The sequence below is a fragment of the Streptomyces sp. NPDC059398 genome, from assembly GCF_042751845.1.
Taxonomy (GTDB): domain Bacteria; phylum Actinomycetota; class Actinomycetes; order Streptomycetales; family Streptomycetaceae; genus Streptomyces.
Genome location: NZ_JBHYWP010000083.1, coordinates 16497 through 35481, shown reverse-complemented (window position 1 = coordinate 35481; position 18985 = coordinate 16497). Strand labels below are relative to the sequence as shown.

General features: G+C 70.9%; 18 protein-coding genes and 1 riboswitch. Of the genes, 7 read left to right on the top strand and 11 right to left on the bottom strand.

Annotation, left to right across the window (positions count from 1 at the left end; translation table 11 throughout):
- Window positions 1–122 precede the first annotated feature (122 nt).
- On the bottom strand, window positions 123–1403 hold the full coding sequence (locus ACFXBC_RS25780) for an extracellular solute-binding protein (protein ID WP_385029011.1): 1281 nt from the start codon (window positions 1401–1403) through the stop codon (window positions 123–125).
- A 304-nt stretch (window positions 1404–1707) separates the two neighbouring features.
- Here ACFXBC_RS25780 and ACFXBC_RS25775 point away from each other — a divergent pair, with 304 nt between their 5' ends.
- The 5 genes from ACFXBC_RS25775 to ACFXBC_RS25755 all read left to right on the top strand — a co-directional run bounded on the left by ACFXBC_RS25775 (window position 1708) and on the right by ACFXBC_RS25755 (window position 8470).
- Window positions 1708–2472, top strand: coding sequence for a GntR family transcriptional regulator (locus ACFXBC_RS25775; protein WP_385029008.1), 765 nt, complete (start codon window positions 1708–1710; stop codon window positions 2470–2472).
- Between the two features lie 207 nt (window positions 2473–2679).
- Window positions 2680–2922, top strand: coding sequence for a DUF3311 domain-containing protein (locus ACFXBC_RS25770; protein ID WP_164265203.1), 243 nt, complete (start codon window positions 2680–2682; stop codon window positions 2920–2922).
- Window positions 2919–4550: a monocarboxylate uptake permease MctP gene (gene mctP, locus ACFXBC_RS25765; RefSeq protein ID WP_385029005.1), complete on the top strand. Its 1632-nt coding sequence runs from the start codon at window positions 2919–2921 to the stop codon at window positions 4548–4550. The genes ACFXBC_RS25770 and mctP overlap by 4 nt, the downstream gene beginning before the upstream one ends.
- Window positions 4551–4797: 247 nt before the next feature.
- Window positions 4798–4958: riboswitch (cobalamin riboswitch) on the top strand.
- Window positions 4959–5087: 129 nt separating this feature from the next.
- Window positions 5088–7445 carry a ribonucleoside-diphosphate reductase subunit alpha gene (locus ACFXBC_RS25760; protein WP_385029002.1) on the top strand — a complete coding sequence of 786 codons (2358 nt, stop codon included), beginning with the start codon at window positions 5088–5090 and terminating at the stop codon, window positions 7443–7445.
- On the top strand, window positions 7445–8470 hold the full coding sequence (locus tag ACFXBC_RS25755) for a ribonucleotide-diphosphate reductase subunit beta (RefSeq protein WP_385028999.1): 1026 nt from the start codon (window positions 7445–7447) through the stop codon (window positions 8468–8470). Before ACFXBC_RS25760 ends, ACFXBC_RS25755 begins: the two co-directional genes overlap by 1 nt.
- Before the next feature lie 59 nt (window positions 8471–8529).
- On the opposite strand, the gene ACFXBC_RS25750 is transcribed toward ACFXBC_RS25755, so the two are convergent.
- Together ACFXBC_RS25750 and ACFXBC_RS25745 are read right to left on the bottom strand one after the other, a co-directional pair.
- Window positions 8530–9306, bottom strand: coding sequence for a hypothetical protein (locus ACFXBC_RS25750; RefSeq protein WP_385028996.1), 777 nt, complete (start codon window positions 9304–9306; stop codon window positions 8530–8532).
- A gap of 60 nt (window positions 9307–9366) precedes the next feature.
- The gene (locus ACFXBC_RS25745) at window positions 9367–9597 is read right to left on the bottom strand and encodes a hypothetical protein (protein ID WP_385028993.1); all 231 of its coding nucleotides are present in this window, start codon (window positions 9595–9597) and stop codon (window positions 9367–9369) included.
- A gap of 82 nt (window positions 9598–9679) precedes the next feature.
- On the opposite strand from ACFXBC_RS25745, the gene ACFXBC_RS25740 reads away from it, so the two are divergent.
- Window positions 9680–10666 (top strand): helix-turn-helix domain-containing protein, encoded by a 987-nt coding sequence (locus ACFXBC_RS25740; protein WP_385028990.1) that lies wholly within the window; start codon window positions 9680–9682, stop codon window positions 10664–10666.
- Here the strand turns inward: ACFXBC_RS25740 and def are convergent.
- The 8 genes from def to ACFXBC_RS25700 form a co-directional block, all read right to left on the bottom strand.
- Window positions 10642–11283 carry a peptide deformylase gene (gene def / locus ACFXBC_RS25735; RefSeq protein WP_385028987.1) on the bottom strand — a complete coding sequence of 214 codons (642 nt, stop codon included), beginning with the start codon at window positions 11281–11283 and terminating at the stop codon, window positions 10642–10644. The genes ACFXBC_RS25740 and def overlap by 25 nt on opposite strands.
- 76 nt (window positions 11284–11359) lie before the next feature.
- Window positions 11360–12343: a tetratricopeptide repeat protein gene (locus tag ACFXBC_RS25730; RefSeq protein ID WP_385028984.1), complete on the bottom strand. Its 984-nt coding sequence runs from the start codon at window positions 12341–12343 to the stop codon at window positions 11360–11362.
- Between the two features lie 173 nt (window positions 12344–12516).
- Window positions 12517–13812, bottom strand: coding sequence for an HD-GYP domain-containing protein (locus ACFXBC_RS25725; protein WP_385028981.1), 1296 nt, complete (start codon window positions 13810–13812; stop codon window positions 12517–12519).
- Window positions 13809–15173: an HD-GYP domain-containing protein gene (locus tag ACFXBC_RS25720; RefSeq protein WP_385028978.1), complete on the bottom strand. Its 1365-nt coding sequence runs from the start codon at window positions 15171–15173 to the stop codon at window positions 13809–13811. The genes ACFXBC_RS25725 and ACFXBC_RS25720 overlap by 4 nt, the downstream gene beginning before the upstream one ends.
- A 273-nt stretch (window positions 15174–15446) precedes the next feature.
- A complete protein-coding gene (rsrA, locus tag ACFXBC_RS25715) occupies window positions 15447–15761 on the bottom strand; it encodes a mycothiol system anti-sigma-R factor (RefSeq protein WP_266853255.1) in 315 nt (104 codons plus the stop codon).
- The gene (locus ACFXBC_RS25710; protein WP_266853257.1) at window positions 15758–16414 is read right to left on the bottom strand and encodes a sigma-70 family RNA polymerase sigma factor; all 657 of its coding nucleotides are present in this window, start codon (window positions 16412–16414) and stop codon (window positions 15758–15760) included. Before ACFXBC_RS25710 ends, rsrA begins: the two co-directional genes overlap by 4 nt.
- A 245-nt stretch (window positions 16415–16659) precedes the next feature.
- Window positions 16660–17313 (bottom strand): alpha/beta family hydrolase, encoded by a 654-nt coding sequence (locus tag ACFXBC_RS25705; protein WP_385029021.1) that lies wholly within the window; start codon window positions 17311–17313, stop codon window positions 16660–16662.
- A 13-nt stretch (window positions 17314–17326) separates the two neighbouring features.
- On the bottom strand, window positions 17327–18208 hold the full coding sequence (locus tag ACFXBC_RS25700; protein ID WP_385028973.1) for an SOS response-associated peptidase: 882 nt from the start codon (window positions 18206–18208) through the stop codon (window positions 17327–17329).
- 49 nt (window positions 18209–18257) lie between these two features.
- On the opposite strand from ACFXBC_RS25700, the gene ACFXBC_RS25695 reads away from it, so the two are divergent.
- Window positions 18258–18944, top strand: coding sequence for a M50 family metallopeptidase (locus tag ACFXBC_RS25695; RefSeq protein WP_385028970.1), 687 nt, complete (start codon window positions 18258–18260; stop codon window positions 18942–18944).
- Window positions 18945–18985: the final 41 nt, after the last annotated feature.

The window sequence follows — 18985 nt, the reverse complement described above, 5'->3', positions numbered from 1 at the left end:
TTGGGGGACCGTGCCCGTTTGTCGGTTTGCCACTGAATGGCTCGCAATAATTCCTTGTGCCTATGGGGCGCTACCATGGGGGGCCCGCGGGGGGGGGGGGGCCCCCCCCCCGGCGCCTGCGGTCAGCTCTTCTGCGCCAGGCGCTTGTTGATCTCACCCTCGACGGAAGCGGCGGCGGCGGCCGGCGACTTCCCGGAGAGGACGGAGGTCATGTAGCTCTTGACCGGGTTGGGGTCGTTCTCCACGGCGGCCCACTCGGGGATGAGCGGCGTGGTGCCACCCGACGTCGCGGCTGCGGGAGCGGCGGCCTCGCCCGCGGCGTTGCCCTTGAGGTTGGAGTCGAGCGACGCCTTGTTCGGGACGATGCCGCTCTCCTTGGCGAGCTGGCCCTCGAACTTGTCGCCGAGCGCCATCTTCAGGAACTCCTTGGCCAGGTCCTGCTTCTTGCTGGCCGCGGCGACCGCGAAGTTCGATCCGCCGAGGAAGACGCCCTCGGGCTTGGCGGCCGTCTCACCGGGGATGGTGAAGTAGCCGATGTCCTTCTCGATCTTCTTGTTGGCGGTGATGGCCGTGCCGGCCTCCCAGCCCATGCCGATGAAGGCGCCGACGTTGCCCTTGGCGAAGACCTCGGCCTGCTGCGGGGTGGCCTCGTCCTTGTCCTTGGGGGCCTTGGAGTACGACTGGTACTTCTTGTAGAGCTCCATGGCCGCGGTGACCTTGGGGTCGGCGAGGTTGGAGACGTACTTGCCGCCTTCCTTCTTGACGAGGTCCGCACCCTGGCCGATGGTGAGGCCGTCGAAGAAGTACCAGTTCTGGCCGGGCAGGTAGATCGGCTCGGCCTTGCCCTTCTTCTTGATCGCGTCGAGGTCCTTGAAGAACTCGGCACGGGTCTTCGGGGTGCCGGTGATGCCGGCGTCCGCCCAGACCTTCTTGTTGTAGATGACGACGCGGTTGGCGAAGTACCACGGAGCGGCGTACGACTTGCCCTGGTACTCCGACGACTTGCTGAGCGAGGGCGTCCAGTCGGCGCCGATCTCGCTCTTCAGGTCGCCGAGGTCGGCCAGGCCGCCGGTCGCCGCGTAGGCGGGGGTCTGCGTGTTGCCGACCTCGATGACGTCCGGCGGGGTCGACTCGGAGAGAGCGGTGGTGATCTTCTGCTGGATCCCGTCCCACTTCTGCGTCTCGAACTTGACGGTGGCGCCGGTCTTCTTCTTGAAGGCCGCCTTGAGGTCCTTCGTCCAGCCGGGAGGCGTGGAGCCGTCCATGGCCCAGACGGTGAGCGTCTGCCCCTTGTAGCCGTCGGCCCCCGCCTTCTTGCTGTCCTTACTGTCGTCCGAGCCACAGGCCGCGACGCTTGCCAGCATTGCCGCCACACCGATCGCCGCGATGAGTCCGCGCTTCACGACACCCTCCTCAGGGATGCAAAAAACTTCCCCCCACCACCCGAGAACGCCGTTCTGCCGCAACGAGTGCGACCGGTACTGCCCGTGGGGCTGGGACCTGGTCTTTAATGGTTTAGACCAGTACTCGGGAGCTTGGCCTAGACCTATTGGGGTGTCAAGGGTGTATAAGAAAGGCTGTCGTGTCCGTTATCGGACCGACACCTGAGGGAGGGCGAAGTCCCGTAACCGGACCGTGCCACCATGTGAGCCGCGACAGACGGAGGAGCCGGTGACGGCAGCAGCGCAGCACTCGGGAAGGCAGGCCATGAGCACCAGCGGGGGGACGGCCGACACGGAGAGCGCGGCACCCGGACGCACCGCGCGCGTGCCCAAGTACTACCGGCTCAAGCGGCACTTGCTCGACATGACGGAGACGCTGCCGCCGGGCACCCCGGTGCCGCCGGAGCGGACCCTGGCCGCCGAGTTCGACACCTCGCGCACCACCGTGCGGCAGGCGCTCCAGGAGCTGGTCGTGGAGGGCAGGCTGGAGCGCATCCAGGGCAAGGGCACCTTCGTCGCCAAGCCCAAGGTCTCGCAGGCCCTGCAGCTCACCTCGTACACCGAGGACATGCGGGCGCAGGGCCTTGAGCCCACGTCCCAGCTGCTCGACATCGGCTATGTCACCGCGGACGACACCCTCGCCGGGCTGCTCGACATCACGGCGGGCGGGCGGGTGCTGCGCATCGAGCGGCTGCGGCTGGCGAGCGGTGAGCCGATGGCCATCGAGACGACACATCTGTCGGCCAAGCGCTTCCCGGCGCTGCGCCGTTCGCTCGTGAAGTACACCTCGCTCTACACCGCGCTCTCCGAGGTCTACGACGTCCGGCTGGCCGAGGCCGAGGAGACGATCGAGACCTCGCTGGCCACCCCCCGGGAGGCCGGGCTGCTCGGTACGGATGTGGGGCTGCCGATGCTGATGCTCTCGCGCCACTCGATCGACGAGCGGAGCGAGCCGGTGGAGTGGGTGCGCTCGGTCTACCGCGGCGACCGCTACAAGTTCGTGGCCAACCTCAAGCGGCCGGTCGACTGAGGCCGGTCGGCCGAGTCAGGTCCCGGGCGGCGGACCCCCGGAAAGGTCCGCACCAACACCCCTCGGAAACGGCGCTCTCCACCGAAATCCCCCCGGATGAGCGGTGTTGCCGTTCCGGTATGCGGATAGGGGTTCCGTCGGATGAGCATCCTCGCCTAGATTTCCTGCGCGTTGTACCAGGTGCTCAGTGAGGGGACGGACCGCACCATGCCCGAGAAAAGACCGGTGGTCACGCCGGTGCGCGTGATCATCGCGGTATGCCTGATCGCACCCTTTGTCGCCATGCTCTGGGTGAGTTCATACGCGAAGGTGGACCCGGCCTTCATCGGTATCCCGTTCTTCTACTGGTACCAGATGCTCTGGGTGCTCATCTCGACCGCGCTCACCATGACCGCGTACAAGCTGTGGCAGCGTGACCAGCGCGCCCGCAAGGGGGGTGCGTCCGCATGAAGGACGGTGTGAACGGCGTCGCGCTCGGCGTCTTCATCTTCTTCTTCGTCGCCGTCACGGTCGTCGGCTTCCTGGCCGCCCGCTGGCGCCGCGCCGAGAACGCGGCCACCCTCGACGAATGGGGCCTGGGCGGAAGGTCGTTCGGCACCTGGGTCACCTGGTTCCTGCTCGGCGGCGACCTCTACACGGCGTACACCTTCGTCGCGGTCCCCGCGGCCGTCTACGCGGCGGGCGCGGCCGGGTTCTTCGCCGTGCCGTACACGATCCTGGTCTATCCCCTGATCTTCACCTTCCTGCCGCGGCTCTGGTCGGTCTCGCACAAGCACGGGTACGTGACCACGTCGGACTTCGTCCGGGGCCGGTTCGGCTCGAAGGGGCTCTCACTGGCCGTCGCGGTCACCGGCATCCTCGCCACCATGCCGTACATCGCTCTCCAGCTGGTCGGCATCCAGGCGGTGCTCGACGTGATGGGCGTCGGCGGCGAGGGCAGCAACTGGTTCGTGAAGGACCTCCCGCTGCTGATCGCCTTCGCGGTGCTCGCCGCGTACACCTACTCGTCGGGGCTGCGGGCGCCCGCGCTGATCGCCTTCGTCAAGGACGGTCTGATCTACATCGTCATCCTGGTGGCGATCATCTACATCCCGATCAAACTCGGCGGCTTCGACGACATCTTCGCCAAGGCCGGTCACGCCTTCTCGCAGACCAGCCCGGCGACGGGCAAGCCGCGCGGGGCGCTCGCACCGGGCGCGGCGGGCCAGTGGGGCTATGCGACGCTGGCGCTCGGCTCCGCGCTCGCGCTCTTCATGTACCCGCACTCGATCACGGCGACGCTCTCCTCGCGCAGCCGTAACGTGATCCGCCGCAACACCGCGATCCTGCCGCTGTACTCGCTGATGCTGGGGCTGCTCGCCCTCCTCGGCTTCATGGCGATCGCCGCCGGTATCAAGGTGAAGAACGGCCAGCTGGCCATCCCGCAGCTCTTCGAGAACATGTTCCCCGACTGGTTCGCGGGGGTGGCCTTCGCCGCCATCGGTATCGGTGCGCTGGTCCCCGCCGCCATCATGTCCATCGCCGCGGCGAACCTCTTCACCCGCAACATCTACAAGGACTTCATCAAGCCGGGGGCCACCCCCGCCCAGGAGGCCAAGGTCTCCAAGCTGGTCTCGCTCGTGGTGAAGGTCGGCGCGCTCCTCTTCGTGCTCGCCATGGACCCGACGGTGGCCATCAACTTCCAGCTGCTCGGCGGTATCTGGATCCTCCAGACCATGCCGGCGCTGGTCGGCGGGCTCTTCACCCGGTGGTTCCACCGCTGGGCGCTGCTCGCGGGCTGGGCGGTCGGCATGGTGTACGGGACGCTCGCCGCGTACGGCGTGGCGAGCCCGACGCAGGCGCACTTCGGCGGCTCCTCCAAGGAGATCCCGGGCATCGGACAGATCGGCTACATCGGTCTGACGGCGTTCGTACTGAACGTGGTCGTGACCCTGGTGCTCACTGTCGTGCTCAACGCGGTGAAGGCACCCGCCGGGATCGACGAGACCTCCCCGGAGGACTACACGGCGGACGCCGGGGACGAGGGCGTCCAGGTGGAGCTGCCTCCGGCCACGGCGGGAGCACCGGCCGGCCACTGAGCCGGCCGCTCCGCCAGGGGCCGGGTCCGCCGGGGCTGCGTCCGCCGGGGCCTCGCTCCGCCACGGGCCACGCTCCGCCAGGGGCCGTCGCGCCTCCCTTCCGGGGGAGACGCGCGGCGGCCCTTCTCCGTGCCCCCAGGAGCCCCCGCAGGGCGCCCCTGAACCGCTTCTGAGGCGTCCCGGTGGCCTGCACGCGGCCCCGGCGAAGCGGCCGTACGAGCCACCCTCCCAGGCTCCACGACACAACATATGGGGGGTGCTTTCCGGCGGGCACCCCACATGTATGCTCATGCTCGCTGTCGCCGCAGGGGAATCCGGTGCGAATCCGGAACTGTCCCGCAACGGTGTGATCAGTGCGCTTTCGCGCACCGTGGAGTCCGAGGACCTGCCGACGGCGCATCCGGCTCGACCGAACCGGATGGGAAACGTCCGGGCCTCGCGGTAGGGCCTGCGGACGCCATGCGGTGTGCTGCTCTGCTGTGCCCGTACGCGCCCGTGCCCCCCGCCGGCCCCCAGCCGAGCGAGGGAGAGCGCACCGTGACCATCGCGCCCACCGCACCTGTCTCCGAGCAGGTGGCGGACGCCCCGGGAACCGTACTGCTGCGGACCCTGACCGACCTCACCGCCGATCTCACCGACACCGACCCCGGCAGGGTCGCCGCTGCCGCCCTGCGCGGGCGCAACGCGGCGTCGGACGAGGCGGAGCTGCGGGAGCTGGCCACCGAGGCGGCCGCGGGTCTCATCTCCGAGGACCCCGCGTACTCCCGGCTCGCCGCGCGGCTGCTCACCCGCACCATCGCCGACGAGGCGGCGGGCCAGGGCGCGGTGTCGTTCTCCTCGTCGGTCGCCGTCGGCCACCGCGAGGGGCTGATCGCCGACCGTACGGCCGCCTTCGTCCGGCTGCACGCGGAGCGGCTCGACGCGACCGTCGACCCCGGGGCCGACGACCGCTTCGGGTACTTCGGGCTGCGCACCCTCTACAGCCGCTATCTGCTGCGCCACCCCCTCACCCGCCAGGTCATCGAGACACCCCAGCACTTCATGCTCCGGGTCGCCTGCGGTCTCGCCGCCGACGAATCCGCCGACGCGCTGGCCGAAGTGGCCGCGCTGTACGGGCTGATGAGCCGCCTCGACTATCTGCCCTCCTCCCCCACGCTCTTCAACTCCGGTACCCGGCACCCGCAGATGTCCTCCTGCTACCTGCTGGACTCGCCACTCGACCAGCTGGACTCGATCTACGGGCGCTACCACGAGGTGGCGCGGCTCTCGAAGCACGCGGGCGGCATCGGCCTCTCGTACTCCCGCATCCGCGCCCGCGGTTCGCTGATCCGCGGCACCAACGGACACTCCAACGGCATCGTCCCCTTCCTCAAGACCCTCGACGCCTCGGTCGCCGCGGTGAACCAGGGCGGCCGGCGCAAGGGCGCCGCCGCCGTCTACCTGGAGACCTGGCACTCGGACATCGAGGAGTTCCTGGAGCTGCGCGACAACACCGGTGAGGACGCCCGGCGTACGCACAATCTCAACCTGGCCCACTGGGTGCCCGACGAGTTCATGCGCCGGGTTGGCTCGGACGGCACCTGGTCGCTGTTCTCGCCCGCCGACGTGCCGGAGCTGACCGATCTGTGGGGCGAGGAGTTCGACGCCGCGTACCGCAGGGCCGAGGCGGCGGGGCTGGCGAGGAAGACCATCCCGGCGCGGGAGCTGTACGGGCGGATGATGCGCACCCTCGCCCAGACCGGCCAGGGCTGGATGACCTTCAAGGACGCGTCGAACCGTACGGCCAACCAGACCGCCGAACCGGGTGCGGTCGTCCACTCGTCGAACCTGTGCACCGAGATCCTGGAGGTGACGGACGACGGCGAGACCGCGGTCTGCAACCTGGGCTCGGTCAACGTCGGCGCGTTCGTCTCCGGCGGCTCCCTGGACTGGGAGCGCCTGGACGCGACCGTCCGCACCGCGGTCACCTTCCTCGACCGGGTCGTGGACATCAACTTCTACCCGACCGAGCAGGCGGGCCGCTCCAACGCCAAGTGGCGTCCGGTGGGCCTGGGCCTGATGGGGCTCCAGGACGTCTTCTTCCAGCTGCGGCTGCCCTTCGACTCACCCGAGGCGCAGGCGCTCTCCACCCGGATCTCCGAGCGGATCATGCTCGCCGCCTACGAGGCGTCCTGCGACCTCGCCGACAGGAGCGGCCCGCTGCCCGCCTGGGAGAAGACCCGCGCGGCCCGCGGTGTGCTGCACCCCGACCACTACGCGACCGAGCTGAACTGGCCGGAGCGGTGGGAGGCGCTGCGCGCCCGGATCGCGAGGACCGGGATGCGCAACTCGCTGCTGCTCGCGATCGCGCCGACCGCGACCATCGCCTCGATCGCCGGGGTGTACGAGTGCATCGAGCCGCAGGTCTCCAACCTCTTCAAGCGCGAGACGCTCTCGGGTGAGTTCCTCCAGGTCAACGCGTATCTGGTGAACGAGCTGAAGGAGCTGGGCGTCTGGGACGCGCAGTCCCGTGAGGCGCTGCGCGAGGCCAGCGGTTCGGTGCAGGGCTTCAGCTGGATCCCCGAGGAGGTCAGGGCGCTCTACCGCACCGCGTGGGAGATCCCGCAGCGCGGTCTGATCGACATGGCCGCGGCCCGCACCCCGTTCATCGACCAGAGCCAGTCCCTGAACCTGTTCCTGGAGACGCCGACCATCGGGAAGCTCTCCTCGATGTACGCGTACGCGTGGAAGCAGGGCATCAAGACCACGTACTACCTGCGCTCGCGCCCGGCGACGCGTATCGCGCGGGCGGCGCGCTCCGCCGCCGTCCCCGCCCAGCAGGCCCCGGCCGCCGCCGAAGCGGACGCCATCGCCTGCTCCCTTGAGAACCCCGAGTCCTGCGAGGCCTGCCAGTAATGAGCACCGAACCCCACAAGCCCGAGAAGAACCTGCTCGACCCGGGCTTCGAGCTGACCCTGCGTCCGATGCGCTACCCGGACTTCTACGAGCGCTACCGCGACGCGATCAAGAACACCTGGACCGTCGAGGAGGTCGACCTCCACTCGGACGTGGCGGACCTGGCCAAGCTCTCGCCGGGTGAGCAGCACATGATCGGCCGGCTGGTCGCGTTCTTCGCGACGGGCGACTCGATCGTCTCCAACAACCTGGTGCTGACCCTCTACAAGCACATCAACTCGCCCGAGGCGCGGCTGTATCTCTCGCGCCAGCTCTTCGAGGAGGCCGTGCACGTCCAGTTCTATCTGACGCTGCTCGACACCTATCTGCCGGACCCGGAGGACCGCGCGGCGGCCTTCGACGCGGTCGAGGAGATCCCCTCCATCCGCGAGAAGGCGCAGTTCTGCTTCCGCTGGATGGACTCGGTCGAGAAGATCGAACGGCTGGAGAACCAGGCGGACCGCCGCCGCTTCCTGCTGAATCTGATCTGCTTCGCCGCCTGTATCGAGGGGCTGTTCTTCTACGGGGCCTTCGCGTACGTGTACTGGTTCCGCTCGCGCGGGCTGCTGCACGGCCTGGCGACCGGCACCAACTGGGTGTTCCGTGACGAGACCATGCATATGAACTTCGCGTTCGAGGTGGTCGACACGGTCCGCAAGGAGGAGCCCGAGCTCTTCGACGACGCGCTGCGCGAGCAGGTCACCGACATGATGCGCGAAGCGGTCGAGGCGGAGCTGCAGTTCGGCCGGGACCTGTGCGGCGACGGGCTGCCCGGGATGAACACCGAGTCGATGCGCGAGTACCTCCAGTGCGTCGCCGACCAGCGGCTGACCCGGCTGGGCTTCGCTCCGGTGTACGGCTCCGAGAACCCCTTCTCGTTCATGGAGCTGCAGGGCGTGCAGGAGCTGACGAACTTCTTCGAGCGGCGCCCCTCGGCGTACCAGGTCGCGGTGGAGGGCTCGGTCTCCTTCGACGACGACTTCTGAGCCGGTACGGTCCTGTGCCCGGGGCGCCTTCGCGGCCGGGGCACAGGACCGTACGGGTACTAGCGGAGTTTCACCTCGTCACCGGCGGAGGTGATCGCCATGGTCGTGTGCGTCCCGGAGAAGGCCCAGCGCCAGGTGCCCGAGGCGGTCGCCGTGACCGTGGTGCTCAGGGTGCCCGTGGAGCTGGTCTTCACCGTCCTGACCGTGGAGTACCCGGACGCACCGGTCTTCTTGAACTGAAGCTTCACGTTCTGCTTGGTGTAGCCGTGGTACTTCAGGTCGTTCCAGTTGGCCCGCGAGAGCTTGCCCCTGACCGTGAGCCTGGCCCCCTTGGCGACCGGCTCGGGAGTGGCGTCGGTGGTGAGCGTCGACGCCCGCTTGAAGTCGAAGTGGGCGAGGCTGTCGTGGATCCAGTAGTCGCCGTCCTTCGCCTGGACGGTGGCGTTGACCTGCCAGGTGCCGGCGAGGTCGTTGGGGTCGATGTCCACGGACGACTTGAACGAGGCCGGGTGCACCTCGAAGGTCTCGGTGCAGACCGATGTCGTACTGCTCGACCTGCGGCAGGTGTTCCCGGTCCAGTCGTCGCTGTCGTAGCCGTTCTTCGAGTTGAAGACGCTGACGTGGCTGACGCCCTTCACCCCGTGGTTGTCCTTCACCGTGAAGGTGACCGGGAACCTCTTGACGTCGTGCACCCCCACGATGACGTTGCCCCCGTTGTTCACCACGGTCTTCGTGACCCGGATGTCCCCCTTGCCCTCGGCGTGAGCCGCCGGAGCCCCCAGCACCACCAGAGCCGTGGCACCGGATGCCGCGGCCAACAGCGCGGTTCTGCGCATGTTCCCCTCCTTGATGATCTTCTGACAGGAGTGAGAGTAAGCGCTGGGCGGGAGCGGCTCTCACCGGGCGGTGCGTGCCATGGCCGGATGGCGCGTTCTGTCCCGTCGGGACATCGGCGTACGGGCCGGCGGAAGCGGTGCGGGGCCGGTCTCCCGGTCCGGGTCGCCGTCCCGGCGGGGCAGGGCGAGTTCGCGGTCGATACGGCGCTCGCGGGCCTGGCCGACGAGTGAGGGCAGGGCCAGGAGGACGGCGACGCCGAGCACGGTCAGGTAGTCCAGGAAGGTGTTCATGCCGTCAACTGTGGCGCCGGGCGGCCAGGAAAATCAGTGGCAGGACTGACATGGAACATCGAATTGCTGCCACACTCGATCCATGCTGAAGAATGTCGCCGCGGTGCTGATGGACGGGGTCAATCCCTTCGAACTCGGCGTGGTCTGCGAGGTGTTCGGGCTCGACCGGAGCGACGAGGGGCTGCCCGTCTACGACTTCGCGGTGGCCTCCGCCGAGGGGCCCGTACTCGGGACGCACGCCGGATTCACCCTGCGCACCGAACACGGTCTGGAACGCCTCGCCGAGGCCGACCTGATCGCGGTGCCCGCCGCCGAGTCGCGGGGGAACCGGGGCTATCCGCCGGACCTCCTCGAAGCGCTGCGCCGGGCGGTGGACCGGGGTGCCCGGGTGCTCAGTGTCTGCTCCGGGGTGTTCGTGCTGGGCGCCGCGGGGCTGCTCGACGGCCGCCGCTGCGCCGCGCACTGGCGCCACGCGGACGAACTGGCCCGCGCCTTCCCGCGGGCCAGGGTCGAGCCCGATGTGCTGTACGTGGACGAGGGGCCCGTCATCACGTCCGCGGGCACGGCCGCCGGTATCGACGCCTGTCTGCACATCGTCCGCACGGAGCACGGCCCGCACGTCGCCAACAGGATCGCCCGGCGGATGGTGGTCCCGCCCCACCGGGACGGCGGCCAGGCCCAGTTCGTGGAGCGCCCGGTGCGGCCCGAACGGGCGGACACCGTCGCCGGGGTACTCGGCTGGATGGAACAGCACCTCGACGAGGAGCAGACCGTGGAACAGCTGGCGGCCCGCGCCCTCATGTCACCGCGCACCTTCGCCCGCCGCTTCCAGCAGGAGACAGGGACGACTCCGTACCGCTGGCTGCTGCGTCAACGGGTGCTGCTGGCTCAGGAGTTGCTGGAGGCGTCGGACGAGACGGTGGACGCGATCGCGGGCCGGGTCGGCTTCGGTACGGGAGCGGGGCTGCGCCACCACTTTCTCCGTACCCTCGGCACCACCCCGAACGCCTACCGGCGGACGTTCCGGGGCCCGGCCGGACCTGCTCAGGCGTTCGGCACGGTCTCGTAGCGCGGCGTGCCCTCTTCCATCTGCCGGAGCGCGTCCTTGCGGTCGCGCTTCGACAGACGGTCGATGTACAGGTAGCCGTGCAGGTGGTCCGTCTCGTGCTGGAGGCAGCGGGCGAAGTAGCCGGTGCCGCGCACCTTGACCGGGTTGCCCTGCGCGTCCTGGCCCGTGACCTCCGCGTAGTCCGGGCGGGCCAGCTCGGCGTACGCGGTCGGGACGGAGAGGCAGCCCTCATTGGACTCGTCGAGGTGGCGCAGCCCGGCCGGCGTCTCGACCAGCACCGGGTTGCAGACGGCTCCGACATGGCGCTTGCCGTCGTCGTCGAGGCAGTCGTAGACGAAGACCTTCAGGTCCACACCGATCTGGTTCGCGGCCAGGCCCACGCCTTCGGCGGCCTTCTGGCTGGCGAACATGTCGTCGATCAGCTGGGCCAGCTCGGCGTCGAACGACGTGACGTCCTTGCACTCGCGGTGCAGCACCGGGTTGCCCACGACGGTGATGGGACGGGCGGTGCCACGGGCGCGGTGGGCCTCCTCGCGCTCCTCGCAGTCCTCGGTGTCCACGACGAAACCGTCATTGACCTGCTGGTCGGCCTGCTGGTCCGTCTGCTGCTGCGACATGTCCGCCGTACGCCTTCCTCAAAAACCCGGATCGATCCCGTACAGCCTAACGGGCCGCCCGGCGACAGGGACCGGCTCAGCAGACCTCTTCGAGGTCCCGCCACTCACGGCTGTCCGGGCTGTCCGCGACCCAGCCGTCGAGCAGCCCGCGCACAAGCCCGGCCGGGGCGGCTATCCCGCATTCGCGCTCGGCGACCCAGAGCCCGCCCGCGGTGCGGTGGCCGAGCGGGCCGGGGTGGCCCGGCTCGCTGTGGTCGTGCGGGTCGGGGCGCTGCTCGCCCTCGCCCTCGTCGCTCTCCATCTGCGACTCGGAGCAGGCGCGGCAGAGCAGCCGGACCGATGACGACCAGTCCTCGGCGGCGAACCCGGCGTCGGCCGCCAGCTGCTCCAGGGCGTCCCGGTCGGACTCGGTGGCCGCTTCCAGCAGCACCACCCAGGTCGGCACGGGCGAGGGAGCCCACAGCTCGATCTCGTCGAAGACGGGGTAGGAGGGGCCCGCCGCGGTGACGCGCTCGCCGTGCGGGACGCCGTCGTGCAGGACGACCTCGCCCCAGCGCCTGCCGGACGACGGCAGCGGAATGGAGAGCACCTCAAGCCGGGCGGGGTCGAGCCTGCGGCCCCAGACCACCTCGGCCTCCCCCTCCGGGGAGAGCCGCACGGCGGCCGAGCCCAGCTCCATACCGACCGGCTCCCCGCTGGCCGCGGGCTCGCCCGGGACGCGCAGCCCGTACGCCTGCCAGGCCCGGCGGGCCAGCGGCCAGTCCTGCAGCGCGGTGGCCGCGATCCCGACGTTCCACCAGTCCGGGGCGCCCGCCCCGCGGTCCAGGAGCGCCACCGCGCGCAGCCCGGCGGTGCGTGCGCGGTCCCAGTCGTGCCGGAACTTGTGCAGCAGCGCCAGATTGAACCAGGACTCGGACAGCCACGGTTCCAGATCTGCCGCGCGGGTGAGCAGCGCGCCCGCGTCCTCGTACCGACCGTCCCCGATCAGCGTGAACGCCCGGTCCGTGGCCTGCCGCCAGGATGCGGAGGGCCGATGCCGTACCTTCCCGAAGATCCTCACGATTCCCGCCTGCCGGTCGCTGAAAAGACTCTGCTTCCCGGGCTCCGATTCCCCCGGACACCCTCTCTTCGCATCCAACCATGTCCGGTCGGAGCGGCGCTCATTACCCATCGGTTACCCGCTCCGGGCCCGGACTTCGCGGACCCGGCCCCCGGCCCGCTCCCCGGACGCCGTCACGCGGCACCGCCCCGGGAGAGCACCCGGGCGAGGGATTCCACGACTTCCGGCTGGTAGTCGTGGCCGGTGCCCAGGCGCAGCCGCTCCAGCGCACCGAGCGGTCCGCCCGCGCCCCTCACTTCTTCATTTTCCCCTGCCAGGTCCTCGTACGCATTGACGGTCCGGATAATCCGGGCGGTGAGCGGCTGCTCGCGGTACGGATCCGCCTGCCGCTCCACGATGACGGCGACCTTCGCGTCGACCCCGGTCTGCCGGACCACGGCACCGCCCAGGAGCGCGATCCGGCGCTGCTCGGCGGCGGGCAGGGGCGCGGTGGCGCCGCCGGGGACCGGGTCGACGAGCGAGAGCTGGCCGATGTCGTGCATGAGAGCCGCGTACTCCAGGACGGTCAGCGCCGCTTCGGAGAGACCCAGCTCGCGGCCGACGGCGCGGCTGAGCCGGGCGACCCTGCGGGCGTGGCCGTGCGGGGTGTAGCCCGCGATCTCGGTGGCGCGGGCCAGCGAGGTGATGGTCTGGCGGTAGGTGGCGCGGACCAGGGCGTGGCGGCGCAGCGAGAGCTGGGTCAGCAGCAGGGGTACGGAGAGGACGGGGAGCGCCCACAGCCCGGCGACGGCGACCCCGAGGGCCATCACGGCACCGGTGGCGCAGACCGCCGAGCCGATCCCCGCGAGGGCACGCAGCTCGTCGCCGAGCAGCGGCCCGATGGGCACTCCCCCGCGCGGTCCCGGCGAGGCGACCGGTCCCGCGGTGGGGCAGCGGGTGCGCGCGTGGGCCATCGCCGCGGCGAGGACGGCGTCGCAGAGGGCGGTGAGGCCGAGCAGGAGCAGCAGCACGACGGCGTACGCAGGGCCGCGCACCGCCCGGGCCGCCGTCCCCCCGGCGCCGCAGAGCGGCTGGAAGCAGGCGGCGGCGAAGGCGACCGTGAGCACCCGGCGGGCCATCTGGTCCGCGGTGGGCCCGCGGCCGCGCGCGATGTGCGGTGCGGTGCCCGCGAGCGCGCCCGCCACCACGATCGCGACGACCTGGGGGGCTCCGTGGACGGTGGGGTGACCGCCGTTCCGGCCGAGCAGGGCGTAGGCGAGGGCTGCGGCGGCGCCGAGCGGGGCGGGTTCGCGCTCGCTTCCGGGGCCGGTGCGGCGGGTGAGTTCGCCCGCCGCGACGAGTATCCCGAAGGCGAGCGCGGTGTCCGCGTCGCCGACGCCGCGCCAGAGGGTCCAGCCGAGACCGGCGACGGCGGCCAGCGCCGCGGCGCCGTGGACCAGCCGTACGGCCCGGGGGGCGCGGGCGCTCACGCGGGGCGCTCCTGACCGGCGGAATGCTCCTGACCGGCGGGCGGGCCGGGGGCCACCGCGCCGGTCCTGGCGGGCGGTACGGGCCGCTGCGGGCAGTCGTCCGGTTCGTCGGCGGTGACGGCGGGGCGCCAGCCGTGCCGGGCGAGCGCCCGTACGAACGCCTGGACCATCCGCGGGTCGAACTGCGTACCCGCGCACCGCAGCAGCTCCCGCAGGGCGGCGTCGACGGGTCTGGCCCTGCGGTAGGAGCGGGTGGAGGTCATGGCGTCGAAGGCGTCGGCGACGGCGACGACCCGGGCGAACTCGGGGATCTGCTGCCCGGAGAGCCCGTACGGGTAGCCGGACCCGTCCAGCCGTTCGTGGTGGTGCAGGATGGCGGCCCTGGCCTCGCCGAGGAAGCCGATACCGCGGACCATCTCGTGTCCGTACTCGGGGTGCAGTTCGATGACCCGGCGCTCGTCCGGCGTGAGCGGTCCGTCCTTCCTGAGCAGCCGCGTGGGCACCCCGAGCTTCCCCACGTCGTGCAGGATCCCGGCGAAGCGCAGCGCCTCAAGACGGTCGCCCGCCATGCCCAGCTCCCCGGCGATCATCGCGGACGCCTGGCCGACGCGTTCGCTGTGGCCGCGGGTGTACTGGTCCTTGATGTCGACGGCCTGGACCAGGGCCCGGATCGTCGCCCGGTGGGCGGCGCGCTCACGGTCGTACTGCGCGAAGACCCAGCTGGAGATGTACATCGGCAGCAGGACGAAGAGGGCGGCCGGCGGGCCGAAGGGGCTGCGCCACAGGACCGCCATCATGAGCCCGGCGAGACCGTGCACGGTGTACGGGGCGAGCGGGCGCAGCAGCGCGGCGCGTGCGGTGCGGGCGGGCAGCCGCTCGGCGGTGGCCCGCACGGCGCCGTCCAGGGCGGTCAGGGCCAGGCAGAGGACGAGGGCGGCGGTGAGCGCGGGCAGCAGGGCGTACGGGAGCGCGTACGGGAGGTCCGGGGCGCCGGGCAGCCCGCCGATGAGCGCCGGCACCTCGGCGGCGGCCCGCACGGCGAGCGCCAGCTGCGCCGCGTGCCACACCCGCCGGACCCCGTACGGCGGGTGTTCGACGGCGCCGAGCAGCGCCCCGGGCACCGCGGCGAGCGCGGCGGCTGCGGGCGGCAGCAGCAGGGCCGCGGCGAGGGGTACGGCGAAGAACGACCCGCTCCCCGGCGACCGGCGGGCGAGCAGCTCGCACCCCGCGTACACCGCGGCGAGCAGGGCCACCGCCGTCCAGGGGGTGCCCGGGCCGGTGACGGCGGGCCACACGCACCAGAGGGCGCCCAGGACCGCGCACAGGACGCAGCCACGCGCCGTGGGCGGCAGTGCCCGCATGGCGGCCTCCTCCGGGATCCGTCGGGATCCGTACGGCTTCCGCGTCCGTACAGGGTGGGGAGACTAGGCGCGGGCGGGCCGCCGGGGGGCCGCATCGGCGGATCAGCAGCCCATCGGGTGACAGCCGGGGACGAAACCGGGGCGACGGCGGACCTGAGGGCGACGGACCGACCGGGGCCCGCATACGGCAACGGGGCCGCGGCGATTGCGCCGCGGCCCCGTGGGGGTGCCGTGAGGTGTGAGGGGCCGGGAGCGTGACGTCCCGGCGGCGGGTCACTCCTGGGCTGCCGCCGACCGGTCGGTGACGGTGATGTCCTGGTCGGGCACGGCCTGTCCGGAGCGGATCAGATCGATACGTCCCATGACCTTGGACCGGAGGTCCGCCGGTACGTCGTCACTGCCGCAGCAGCGCTTCACCAGCTTCTTGACCGCCTGCTCAAGGCCGTACTTCTCCAGGCACGGGGAGCACTCCTCGAAGTGCACCTCGAACTTGGTGCAGTCGTTGTCCGGCATCTCGTGGTCGAGGAACTCGTAGAGATGGTCCAGGACCTCGGAGCAGTCCGTTTCGTGCGGCTCTCCGCAGCTCATGAGCCCGAACCTTTCGCTTCGTTCGACTCTCCGGCGCCCGCGGGGACCAGCCCGCGGTCGCGTGCGTAGTCCTCCAGCATGCCGCGCAGCTGACGGCGGCCCCGGTGCAGCCGGGACATGACCGTCCCGATGGGTGTCCCCATGATGTCTGCGATCTCCTTGTACGCAAAGCCCTCGACATCGGCGAGATACACCGCGATGCGGAACTCCTCGGGGATCGCCTGGAGCGCCGACTTCACATCCGAGTCGGGCAGGTGGTCGAGCGCCTGCGACTCCGCGGAGCGCAGACCGGTCGACATGTGCGACTCGGCGCGGGCGAGCTGCCAGTCCTCGATCTCCTCGGCAGCGCTGCGCTGGGGCTCGCGCTGCTTCTTGCGGTACGAGTTGATAAACGTGTTCGTGAGGATGCGGTACATCCACGCCTTGAGGTTGGTCCCCTCACGGAACTGGTGGAACGAGCCGTACGCCTTCGCATACGTCTCCTGCACCAGGTCCTCGGCATCGGCCGGATTGCGCGTCATGCGCAGCGCGGCCGAGTACATCTGGTCGAGGAAGCCGAGGGCATCCCGTTCGAAGCGCGCGTTGCGCTCCGCGGCCGTCTCTTCCGCATGGCCGTCTTCGGTCCCTGTGTCGGTCCCAGTGACCGGACCCACCTCCTCCAACGCCGTGGCGGATCCGAATGCGGACCCACTCGAATCGGAGGATAGACGACGATCCGGTCCGCCCGCCGCCCGGGAAGAACCGCTCCGGTCTGCCGAAAGCACGGTCCACTCCAGATCAGCGGTGTGCGGGCGGCGCGGGCAGATGGTCGAACCCATGCGACGGACTCCCTCTCCACGAACAAGCTTCTGTGTACCGGTGTCCAGCACCGGTGTTCCCCACAACAGCGCTCGGTGACTCAGCATTCCCGCAGCCGCACGGCCCATCCGCCGACGGCGTCCGTGATGGTCCGCAGCGCCTGTTCCTGGCCGGTCTCGGCCCGCTTCGGTACGGCGAACCCGTGGTCGGCGTCCGCCACCTCCACCAGCTCGAAGTCCCCCGCGGGGAACCCGGCTGCGCCGGGGAACTCGGCCGGTCTGCCGAACGGGTCACGCGCCCCCTGTACGACCAGGGTGCTGACCCCGGTCCCGGTCAGCTCTTTCTGCCGGGACTTCTCCGGCTTCCCCGGCGGGTGCAGCGGAAAGCTCAGCGCCAGGACGCCGCGGGCGCCCAGCTCCGCGGCGGTCCGGCAGGCCACCCGGGCCCCGGCGCTGCGTCCGCCCGCGACCACCGGCAGTCCCGTTCTGCACAGTGCGGGCCAGACGGCGCGCCATCCGGTGTCCAGGGTCTTCGGCGCGGGGGCGACCTTCCGGCCCGCCACCCGCCAGGGCTGCTCGACCAGCGCGACGCCCACCCCGAGCGGCGGCAGCGCGGCGGCCAGCGCCTGGAGGTCGCGTGCCTCGATACCGCCACCGGCGCCATGGCCGAGTGCGATCACGAGATGGGGGCGGGCGGCGGGATGCCAGGTGATGCGGGCTTCACCGGCGGGGGTGTCGACACTCTCCACGATCATGCTCTGAGTCACATCAGAAGAGTGTGCCCTCCTCGGGGCCCTCCAGTGCGGTCAGCAGCTCCGGGCCGTTGTTGCGAACATTGCTGACCGCCGTAGCCACCGGGTACGCACGGACCAGTCCGGCCGGCGGCGGACCGAGCAGCGGGGCCAGCCGCTCCGGGTCGGTGTGCGCCGGGTCCAGCCAGTCGTCCCAGCGGTCCGGGGTGAGGATCAGCGGCATCCGGGGGTGTATCGCGGCCAGCGACCGCGGGGGCCCGGCCCCGTCCCCCGCCGGCCGCGCAGGGCCGTCCGCCGTCCGCCGCGCCCGGCCCTGGGCCTGCCCCGCGTCCTGTCCGGCGAGCGGGGTGGTCTCCGCCTCGGTGGTGAGGATGGCACACGTCGCCCACCAGGCCTGCGGATGGTCGCCGGGCAGCGCCGGATCGCGCCAGAACTCGTACAGCCCGGCGAAGGCCATCACCGATCCGTCGGCCGGGGTCACGAAGTAGGGCTGCTTCCGTGTCCGCTTCTTCTTGCCCTCGACCTCAAGACGCCGCTCGTCCTGCTCGGTCATCCACTCGTAGTAGCCGTCGGCGGGGACGAGGCAGCGGCGCGCGGCGAAGGCCCTGCGGAACGACGGCTTCTCCTGGACCGTCTCGGCCCGCGCGTTGATCATGCGGGCGGCGCCTTCGGGCGACTTCGCCCAGGACGGCACGAGTCCCCACTTCAGATTCCGCAGCTGACGAACCGGACGCCGTGACGCCGCGTCTTTCAGTGGACGCTCCAGGACGACCTGGACCGTCTTCGTCGGTGCCACGTTCCAGTCGGGGGCCACCGGCTCCGCGGGGTCCCCCTTCTCCACCCCGAAGACCTCTGCGAGATCCTCGGGTCCACGACTCGCTGCAAACCGTCCGCACATATTTGCCAGACTGCCACGACCGCCGATCCCCGAGGAGCCCCTTCCCGCCATGGACCGCGTCTTCGCCTCCCAGCCCGACCCCGACCAGTGGCTGGTGATCGTCACCGGCGTCGTCGCACTGCTCGCGGTCCTGCCGCACCGCATATGGAGGCTCACCCGTAACGCAGTGACCATCGCCCACGAGGGCGGCCACGGGCTGACGGCCCTGCTCACCGGGCGCCGTCTGGACGGCATCAGGCTGCACTCCGACACCAGCGGCCTCACCGTAAGCCGCGGCAAACCGTCCGGCCTCGGCATGATTCTCACCGCGGGCGCCGGATACACCGCCCCGCCGCTGCTGGGGCTCGGCGGCGCCTGGCTGCTCGCCGCCGACCACATCACTCTCTTCCTCTGGGCCGCCTGCCTTCTCCTCCTCGCGATGCTCGTGATGATCCGCAACGCGTACGGGGCACTCACCGTGATCGTCACGGGCGCCGCGTTCGTCCTGATCTCCTGGCTCACCAGCGCCGAGGTGCAGGCGGCCTTCGCGTACACGGCTGTCTGGTTCCTGCTCATCGGCGGGGTGCGCCCGGCCTTCGAGCTCCAGCGCAAGCGGGTGCGCGGCCGGGCCGGCGATTCGGACGCCGACCAGCTCGGCCGGCTCACCCATCTCCCGCCGATGGTGTGGCTGCTGCTCTTCCACGTCGTCTCGCTCTGCTCGCTCATCGGCGGCGGGCGCTGGCTGCTCGGTCTGTGACACCGGGGCCGCCTGGTCCGTGAGACGTGCGGCACCCCGGG

Bases quoted from the DNA above. Each gene is read 5' to 3' on its own strand.
- mctP (WP_385029005.1), top strand. From the start codon at position 2,919: ATGAAGGACGGTGTGAACGGCGTCGCGCTCGGCGTCTTCATCTTCTTC.
- def (WP_385028987.1), bottom strand. From the start codon at position 11,283: ATGTCGCAGCAGCAGACGGACCAGCAGGCCGACCAGCAGGTCAATGAC.
- ACFXBC_RS25720 (WP_385028978.1), bottom strand. From the start codon at position 15,173: ATGCGGGCACTGCCGCCCACGGCGCGTGGCTGCGTCCTGTGCGCGGTC.
- ACFXBC_RS25740 (WP_385028990.1), top strand. From the start codon at position 9,680: ATGCTGAAGAATGTCGCCGCGGTGCTGATGGACGGGGTCAATCCCTTC.
- ACFXBC_RS25775 (WP_385029008.1), top strand. From the start codon at position 1,708: ATGAGCACCAGCGGGGGGACGGCCGACACGGAGAGCGCGGCACCCGGA.
- ACFXBC_RS25750 (WP_385028996.1), bottom strand. From the start codon at position 9,306: ATGCGCAGAACCGCGCTGTTGGCCGCGGCATCCGGTGCCACGGCTCTG.
- rsrA (WP_266853255.1), bottom strand. From the start codon at position 15,761: ATGAGCTGCGGAGAGCCGCACGAAACGGACTGCTCCGAGGTCCTGGAC.
- ACFXBC_RS25770 (WP_164265203.1), top strand. From the start codon at position 2,680: ATGCCCGAGAAAAGACCGGTGGTCACGCCGGTGCGCGTGATCATCGCG.
- ACFXBC_RS25745 (WP_385028993.1), bottom strand. From the start codon at position 9,597: ATGAACACCTTCCTGGACTACCTGACCGTGCTCGGCGTCGCCGTCCTC.
- ACFXBC_RS25700 (WP_385028973.1), bottom strand. From the start codon at position 18,208: ATGTGCGGACGGTTTGCAGCGAGTCGTGGACCCGAGGATCTCGCAGAG.
- ACFXBC_RS25755 (WP_385028999.1), top strand. From the start codon at position 7,445: ATGAGCACCGAACCCCACAAGCCCGAGAAGAACCTGCTCGACCCGGGC.
- ACFXBC_RS25705 (WP_385029021.1), bottom strand. From the start codon at position 17,313: ATGATCGTGGAGAGTGTCGACACCCCCGCCGGTGAAGCCCGCATCACC.
- ACFXBC_RS25695 (WP_385028970.1), top strand. From the start codon at position 18,258: ATGGACCGCGTCTTCGCCTCCCAGCCCGACCCCGACCAGTGGCTGGTG.